Annotated in this window: 10 protein-coding genes; 8 read left to right on the forward strand and 2 right to left on the reverse strand. The window is 39.6% G+C overall.

Features of this window, described 5'->3' with window-relative positions:
• From G3255_RS18470 to G3255_RS18505, 8 genes are all read left to right on the forward strand, one after another.
• The coding region (locus G3255_RS18470; protein ID WP_211656085.1) for a hypothetical protein at positions 1-444 on the forward strand (444 nt) is incomplete at its 5' end.
• Positions 445-544: 100 nt separating this feature from the next.
• Positions 545-1,045 carry a tyrosine-type recombinase/integrase gene (locus G3255_RS18475; RefSeq protein ID WP_211656094.1) on the forward strand — a complete coding sequence of 167 codons (501 nt, stop codon included), beginning with the start codon at positions 545-547 and terminating at the stop codon, positions 1,043-1,045.
• A gap of 381 nt (positions 1,046-1,426) precedes the next feature.
• A complete protein-coding gene (locus G3255_RS18480; protein WP_211656086.1) occupies positions 1,427-2,446 on the forward strand; it encodes a replication initiation protein in 1,020 nt (339 codons plus the stop codon).
• A gap of 65 nt (positions 2,447-2,511) precedes the next feature.
• On the forward strand, positions 2,512-2,718 hold the full coding sequence (locus G3255_RS18485) for a hypothetical protein (protein WP_211656087.1): 207 nt from the start codon (positions 2,512-2,514) through the stop codon (positions 2,716-2,718).
• A gap of 245 nt (positions 2,719-2,963) precedes the next feature.
• The gene (gene mobV, locus G3255_RS18490; RefSeq protein WP_211656088.1) at positions 2,964-4,079 is read left to right on the forward strand and encodes a MobV family relaxase; all 1,116 of its coding nucleotides are present in this window, start codon (positions 2,964-2,966) and stop codon (positions 4,077-4,079) included.
• 113 nt (positions 4,080-4,192) lie between these two features.
• Positions 4,193-4,786: a MerR family transcriptional regulator gene (locus G3255_RS18495; protein WP_211656089.1), complete on the forward strand. Its 594-nt coding sequence runs from the start codon at positions 4,193-4,195 to the stop codon at positions 4,784-4,786.
• 108 nt (positions 4,787-4,894) lie between these two features.
• The gene (locus G3255_RS18500; RefSeq protein ID WP_211656090.1) at positions 4,895-5,119 is read left to right on the forward strand and encodes a hypothetical protein; all 225 of its coding nucleotides are present in this window, start codon (positions 4,895-4,897) and stop codon (positions 5,117-5,119) included.
• Between the two features lie 131 nt (positions 5,120-5,250).
• On the forward strand, positions 5,251-5,919 hold the full coding sequence (locus G3255_RS18505) for a DUF3885 domain-containing protein (RefSeq protein ID WP_249222390.1): 669 nt from the start codon (positions 5,251-5,253) through the stop codon (positions 5,917-5,919).
• Between the two features lie 135 nt (positions 5,920-6,054).
• On the opposite strand, the gene G3255_RS18510 is transcribed toward G3255_RS18505, so the two are convergent.
• Together G3255_RS18510 and G3255_RS18515 are read right to left on the reverse strand one after the other, a co-directional pair.
• Positions 6,055-6,381 carry a helix-turn-helix domain-containing protein gene (locus tag G3255_RS18510; protein ID WP_211656092.1) on the reverse strand — a complete coding sequence of 109 codons (327 nt, stop codon included), beginning with the start codon at positions 6,379-6,381 and terminating at the stop codon, positions 6,055-6,057.
• A complete protein-coding gene (locus G3255_RS18515; protein WP_211656093.1) occupies positions 6,378-6,746 on the reverse strand; it encodes a type II toxin-antitoxin system RelE/ParE family toxin in 369 nt (122 codons plus the stop codon). Before G3255_RS18515 ends, G3255_RS18510 begins: the two co-directional genes overlap by 4 nt.
• Positions 6,747-7,039: the final 293 nt, after the last annotated feature.

Raw genomic sequence — 7,039 nt, forward strand, 5'->3', positions numbered from 1 at the left:
GTGAAAAAATACGCAGTTGGGTTTGCCCTATCCCTCGGGATGTTAATCCTTCTCTTAATCATTGATATGCAACTTTATCATCGGGTAATGCCTTTATATGTGCCGATCATCTTTTTGAGTCTTCATGTCGTCGTCTACAAATATCTTATTCCGGAGAAGCGATACAGAGCCTATTCCTTTTTTGTGCTGGTGGTGGCAGCCTCGATTTTCTTTTCTTTGCCGGCATTCACCCACGAGCAAGCCCAAGAACGCATTCTGACCACCTACGGCCAGGATTTGGACCTGATGGAACAGGACAACCTGCCTCTTGACCGGGAGGATACCTGGCATCCCTTTGCGCCCAGCTGGGGCTATGCTTTCCTGGGAACTGTACCGTCAAGCAATGAGCATACCTCCTTGCTCTTTATTCCCGACACTGGAAGAATTATCGAAATTGCCCCTTGAGATCTCTTGAGTTCTCAGAAAGAAGGTATTGTCATTGAAGAACAAAGCAACAGAAATCAAAGACGTCCAGCCAATCCGATCACTTGAAAAGATCGAGGACATGAAATGGAGCCTAAAGAAATGGTGCAGCGAACGGGATTATATCCTGTTTCTCCTGGGCATCAATTCCGGCTTGCGTGTCGGGGATCTGTTAACCATCAAAGCCAGCGAGATCCAGGGCAAAAAAGTGGTGTCATTGCGTGAAGGCAAGACCGGAAAACGCCGGACAATCCACCTCGGCAACATTTACGACGAACTGGATGCTTATATTCGCACGTTAGAGGACGCTGAGTGGCTTTTTCCGAGTCGAAAGGGAAATGGACCCATTACGCGCGTTCAAGCGTACAGACAGCTTCAGAAAGCCGCACAGATGGTTGATATCTCAGTGGGTATTGGCACGCATACCTTGCGCAAAACATTCGGCTATTGGCATTACAAGCAGTTCAAAGACATTGCCGAGCTGCAGAACATCCTCAATCACGCCCATCCGCAGATCACCTTGCGTTACATCGGCATCACGGACGAGCAGATTGAGGGCAATTTAAAAGCGTTTCGCCTGTAAAACTCCCAGTATATTTCTGCGGAGTTTTTTGTTTGCTCTTTTTTCTAGCAACGAACTTGATCTGCATTTTGTTTTTTTCTTATTTCTTTTCATTTTTTCAAAATGAAATTTTGCTTATATATATTATCTTTTAAAAGATTAATTATATTAGTTATATTTAGGGGTGCCTGTGAGCCTTAGAGCCCCAAGGGTTTGAAAGTTTAAATGTGTAAAATACTCCTGTTTATTGTGTAAAATACTCCTGTTTACTGTGTAAAAAACTCCTTTTTAAATGTGTATTGTAAAAATCAAATATACATTTAATTTTTTTAGTGTATTATATTTATTTGAATACACATTTTTTCAGGAGTATTTTACATAGTCGGAGAGGGGCAAGAAATTGTGGCAAGAGTAAACGCTAAAAAAAAATTAGTTTCCTATGAGAATTCAATCAAAAAGAGTAAAGAATTATCTATGGCAAAACTCTATCAAGGACTTACTCTAAATCAAATGCAATTACTAGCATTTTCAATTTTTTCTACTCAACAGAATGGGTTAACAGAATTTCGAAAAAGTGACTTTGAAAAGAAATTTGGTGTAACCCAGTACCGAACAGAAGACGCTATGAAAGATTCGGATAAGATTACAAGTATAAAGTTCAGTACGATAGATATGGAAAATGAAAAGTTTAAATTTTGGAATGCTTTTATTGGAATGGGCTATGATAAAGGGCAATTTAGCTTCGAATGGAATCCTAAAATGTTACCCCATATTTTAGAATTAAAAGATGCTTATTACATCACGACAGATTTGACTATTGCTTCGAACTTTAAAAGTAGTTTTTCGTGGACGTTGTACGATTATATAAAAGCTCATTATGGTTATTGGCACAAAGTAATATCAAAAGAAGAATTGATGAAATTATTCGGTGTAGAATCGACAAAAACGTATGCTGGAAATACAGCTCAATTTAAACGTGGCGTGCTTGATATAGCTATTAAAGAAATTAATGAATATACCGAATTAGAAGTATGGTATAAAGTTGAAAAAGAAGGTCGTTCAATTGCTAGATTTGATCTAATTTGGTCCAATGGACAAAAGCTAACGAGTGCCACAAAGAAGCAGATTAAAGAGATTCAAAGCATCGTGGACATTGTTTCTGAGGATATGTTTGAATACATGAACCTTGATAGTGAGAACGATCGATTACGAGCGAGAGATTTAATTATTGAAATTGAGAGTATGAAACAGTTTGTAGAAGAACCGATCTCGATTACGAGTGAGCGAGCCAATGAACTGATTCAAAAAACTGTATGGAATTTTAGGCAATTAAATGGCTTACTTCAAAAAAACCATAAAGCTTTATCTCCTGGATCAGTAAAGAAAGTGGAATTCTATAATTGGCTTGAAGAAAGGGGATAAAAAAAGAAAGGCAAAAACAGGAATAAATCTGTAATATGAATGCTAAGAAGTGGGGGGATGCTGAAATGACATTGAACGAATATTATCAGCGCTACGAATTAATTTTAAAAATGCCTATAGGTTCGATCGAGAAAGACAAAATGCTATCAAGTCTTATGACAGATTTAGAAAGAAATTTTCACATCCCAATGATTAAAAATGAAAGTTGGCAACAAGAGCATATTAGTGTTCATACTTTGTATACCAAAGTTTCTGAGAGTCGTTCATTATAATTCTTGAAAAAGCCTAAGCTTATTAAGCGTAGGCTTTTTCTTTTTTTCTCTTGATCTACTGGGGCATAAACGTCCATCGAGGACGATCAAGCCCCATGCTTTTGAATTTAGGTGGTGCATCCAAAAGGATGCTGCCACTTGCTTTTGACCTTCGCTCTTACCCTCGGAGAGCACACCTTTATGCAATAAAGTATAGTGTGCTATACTTTACTTGGAAGTTGACCGAATTGAGGGGGCGTGTTTTTGTGAGTTTTGCTGTGGTACGGATGCAGAAAATGAAAAGTCCGGATTTAAAGGGCATGCAATTTCACAACCAGCGAGAACGGGAAAGTCGGACGAATCCCGACATCGATCCGGACCGTGAACATTTGAATTATGATTTGCTGCATCAAGAAAAAATTGATTACAACAAACACGTAAAAGCCATCATCGAGAGCCAAAAAGTAAGCGAGCGAAAAACCCGAAAAGATGCCGTGCTCGTGAATGAGCTGTTGGTGACTTCTGACCGGAAGTTTTTTGATCGGTTAGATCCGGCTGAACAGAAACGGTTTTTCGAGGAAAGCCATAAATTGTTTTCGGAACGCTACGGCCAACAAAACATTGCGTATGCGACGGTTCACAATGACGAGAAAACGCCTCACATGCATTTAGGCGTCGTTCCGATGCGTGACGGTAAACTCCAGGGCAAGAATGTCTTTAATCGCCAGGAATTGCAGTGGATGCAAGAGGAATTTCCGAAACACATGCAAAGCTTGGGCTTCGAAGTGGAACGGGGCATTGCTTCGGACCGGAAACACATCGAAATGGGCTTCGAAGTGGAACGGGGCATTGCTTCGGACCGGAAACACATCGAAATGAGCCGTTTTAAGGCATTAACGCTCAATGAGGAGATTAAAACCCTGGAGAAGGAAACGGAAGCCCTGAGAAACGCCCTGACGGCTTCTAAGAAGGTCGATGAGCTGCAAGTCAGCAAACCCTCTCTCTTTGACCGAAACCATGTGAAATTGCCGGTAGAGGATTTCGAAGCCCTCAAAGCAAGAGCAAAAGCGACCGAAGCCATTGAAAGCACCATAGCGACGCATGAGAAGCAATTTGATGACATGTTCGATGCGGTTGTCTCCAGCGATCGGAAACTGGATCAAGAGAAAACCAAGACCGAACGGCTGCAGAAAGAAAACAGCCAGTTGAAACAAGAAAATCAGGAGTTGCGAAAAGAAAATAAAACCTTGAAAAGTAAGTTGAATCTCTTGGTGGAGTTTGCAAAAACACACTTGGATAAATTTAAGGAATGGCAAAAAGAGCGTGAGCAAGAAAAACAAAAAACGATGGCTAAAAAAAGAGACCAGGAGTTGGAACGCTGAACCGGCATCCATCTCTTTTTTTATTTTCATTCTGTAGAATATTCATTAAGAAAATTAAGCTGTCCAAATTCGAGTAGGTCATTTACGATGAAAGAAAAAGGAGGCGATCAGCGATGGCCTTTCATGCACCCGAAGATATTGCAACGGTTCTCAATATCAAACCATCAACGCTTCGCAAGTATTCGTTATTGCTGGAACAAAGTGGCTACAGCTTCAAAAAGAATGCTCAAGGTCATCGGTGGTACAGCGATACAGATCTCATGGCGTTACGAAAATTCATAACGCTCAAGGATAGCGGTGGAATGACTTTAGAAGACAGTGCTGACGCGGTTTTCTTGTGGTCTAAAACGGAAAGCATAGCGCGCCAAGCTACGCTATCTACAGCGACACAAGACGACACGGAACGCCATGAAGCGACCGTAAATGAACTGACGATTGAAGAACGGCTGCTTCGTCTGATTCAGCATCAACAACAAACGATTGATCAAATGGCGCAAAGCATTCAAAAGCAAGAAGAGCAAAATGGGCAGATTTTAGAGGAAGTGAAAATGCTGAAAGGCAGTTTGCAGCCACTGGATGCCCCTTCGTCCGATCAATCAAAGATAGAGAGCGTAGAATCGTCCTCACAGAAGCCAGAAAGCGAACCAAAAACGGTCGCACCAAAAAAAGACACCCGAGGTTTATGGGCAAGGATTTGGAACAAATAGAAGGCGCTAATTTAGGGGAACCGAATGTAACTTAACTGAGTTACATTCGGTTCCCCTAAAGGTTTTTTATTTCTCAAAATAAAAATTCCAAATATTTGAATAAAATGTATGTTAAATTTAAAAAATAATAAAAGAGCCGGAATAATTGAGTGGGGTGATGAAATGAAAGGCTTATTTTTAGCAATATTAGGGGCAGTGACAGCTTGGTTTGCAATTAGTTTCTTTACAAATGATTGGGATACCACTGGACTAATTTATTTGATCCTTGGGATTGTAGTGGGATATCAAGTTCGAAAGCAAAATAAAGAGAAATCAGCTGATGATGCTCTCTAGTTATGGTGTTTGATAACTAAATTAGTAAAGGGTTTAGACTTTTGTTCTTAGAGATGTGAATGTAACTTAATGTGAATTAAGTTACATTCAGAGTTAGGAAATTTCTTTTCAAAAGAGGAGTATATAAATTGATGGATCTACAAGAATATTTGCATACTACTTTTCCTGGGCTGGTTTTAAAACCAAGCCTTTATCTTCAATGGAAAACAGGCATTCATTTCGAACTAGGATTAGGTATTTATCAGTTTGAAGAAGGGGACAAACTGAATATGCACCGGTTTGAAAATGCATACAAGCAAACCTTGGCAATCTTTAATGACCTTTTTTCTGAAGAGGATGAATTGATTTTAGTAACGAATGTCTATCACCGAAAAAACGCCAACGGAAGAACAAAGCCGTTCAAGGTATACAAAAATGGCGTCAAAAATAAAAAGTTGGCCTTACAATTAAAGCTGAACACACTTCCCTATGTTTTCGATGTGGAAGAAGAAACGGACGACTATTATACGGCGCAGTATCAATTGAAATGCAAGAAACATGATTTACGTTATCATCAGCTGATTCAGGCTGCCTGTAACGAAGATTTTCCCTTGAAGCCTAAATTCAGAAGAGAAAAGGGAATGGATTATCCTGATACCTTTTTCATCAACCTCACCAAGAACGCTATCTTCTTTATTTACGATGATCGAGGCTGTGAAGTGATTGCAACTGATAAAGAGACATTGCGCCCGTTGTATGAAAATTACTCTGAGTGGCTCTATGAATATAACCTTGAAGATATGAAACAGTTGTTTGCGTAACCAGTTAAGTCTAGGAAAATAATATGCTATTACTTTTATCTGAATGTAACTTAATAGCAAATAAGTTACATTCAAAACCAAAGATAACCCCCGATCAGCCGTCTGGCCAATCGGGGGTTATTCCATGCGCTATTGTTAACTTTTCACGAGATCGGAACTGATTTTTTTCTCGTCTTGCTTCTCGTCATATTCTTGCATCAGGGAAGGAACATCCGTCTGAAGAGCTGCAGCTAACGATTTCAAGCTTTTCAAGGTCACATTCTGACTGCCATTTTCAATACGAGATACCACGTTTTGCTTGGTGTGCATACGTGAAGCAACTTCGCTTTGCGTAAGGCCTAAGCGATTTCTGCGTTGAATGATATTTCGAGCGATTGTATATTCCAGTTCGCTGTCCGCCCACTCCTTAGCAAATTCCGGATCTTTTAAGTTTTCTGCTACGTAACTTTCCAAAAAACTCATGTTGAATCCCTCCCTTTTTGTCGTAAATAATCATCTCGATAGCGTTTGGCACGATCGATTTCACTCTGCGGTGTTTTTTGAGTTTTCTTTCGAAAACCATTTAACAAGATAAATTCGCCATTTTCGTAATGAAAATGGAACACGCGAAAGATATTGTTGCCTAAAACCGTCCGAAGTTCATAGATGTCCTGATCGATCGGCCTTCGGTGTGGCATCCGTAACATTGGACCAAACTCACCCAATAATTGAATGGTGCGTAACACCTTTGCCTTTTCCTTTGCAGGAAGCGAATCTAGAAACTCGGCAGCAGGTTTTTCGCCATTGTCTTTTTTATATGCATTGACTGTCCATTTCGACTTTTCCATACATCAAATATAACATATAAGTAATAAAATATCGAATATGCTAAACGGTTTTTGAATGTAACATAAGTGTAATTAAGTTACATTCAAACCCCTGATTCTATTGACTTCGCCGAAAAATCAAGCGAAACTGATTTTACGAGAAAAAATGATACATTCAGATCGTTGAGTTTCCTGCGTTCGCTTTTCCTTGGCGGCGCTCTTTTTTCCTTCTACGAAGTGTCCTTAAGTAATGCGATACATAGGTTTTTTTCTAAAAAATGTTGTTCATGCTACTCAAAGGAGGTCGAAACTTA

Source organism: Planococcus sp. MSAK28401 (assembly GCF_018283455.1).
GTDB classification, from domain to species: Bacteria; Bacillota; Bacilli; order Bacillales_A; family Planococcaceae; genus Planococcus; species Planococcus alpniumensis.

What these genes read in the sequence shown, in the direction of transcription:
- G3255_RS18475 (WP_211656094.1), top strand. Translation starts at nt 545, where the DNA reads ATGAAATGGAGCCTAAAGAAATGGTGCAGCGAACGGGATTATATCCTG.
- G3255_RS18485 (WP_211656087.1), top strand. Translation starts at nt 2,512, where the DNA reads ATGACATTGAACGAATATTATCAGCGCTACGAATTAATTTTAAAAATG.
- G3255_RS18495 (WP_211656089.1), top strand. Translation starts at nt 4,193, where the DNA reads ATGGCCTTTCATGCACCCGAAGATATTGCAACGGTTCTCAATATCAAA.
- G3255_RS18500 (WP_211656090.1), top strand. Translation starts at nt 4,895, where the DNA reads ATGTTAAATTTAAAAAATAATAAAAGAGCCGGAATAATTGAGTGGGGT.
- G3255_RS18505 (WP_249222390.1), top strand. Translation starts at nt 5,251, where the DNA reads ATGGATCTACAAGAATATTTGCATACTACTTTTCCTGGGCTGGTTTTA.
- G3255_RS18510 (WP_211656092.1), bottom strand. Translation starts at nt 6,381, where the DNA reads ATGAGTTTTTTGGAAAGTTACGTAGCAGAAAACTTAAAAGATCCGGAA.
- G3255_RS18515 (WP_211656093.1), bottom strand. Translation starts at nt 6,746, where the DNA reads ATGGAAAAGTCGAAATGGACAGTCAATGCATATAAAAAAGACAATGGC.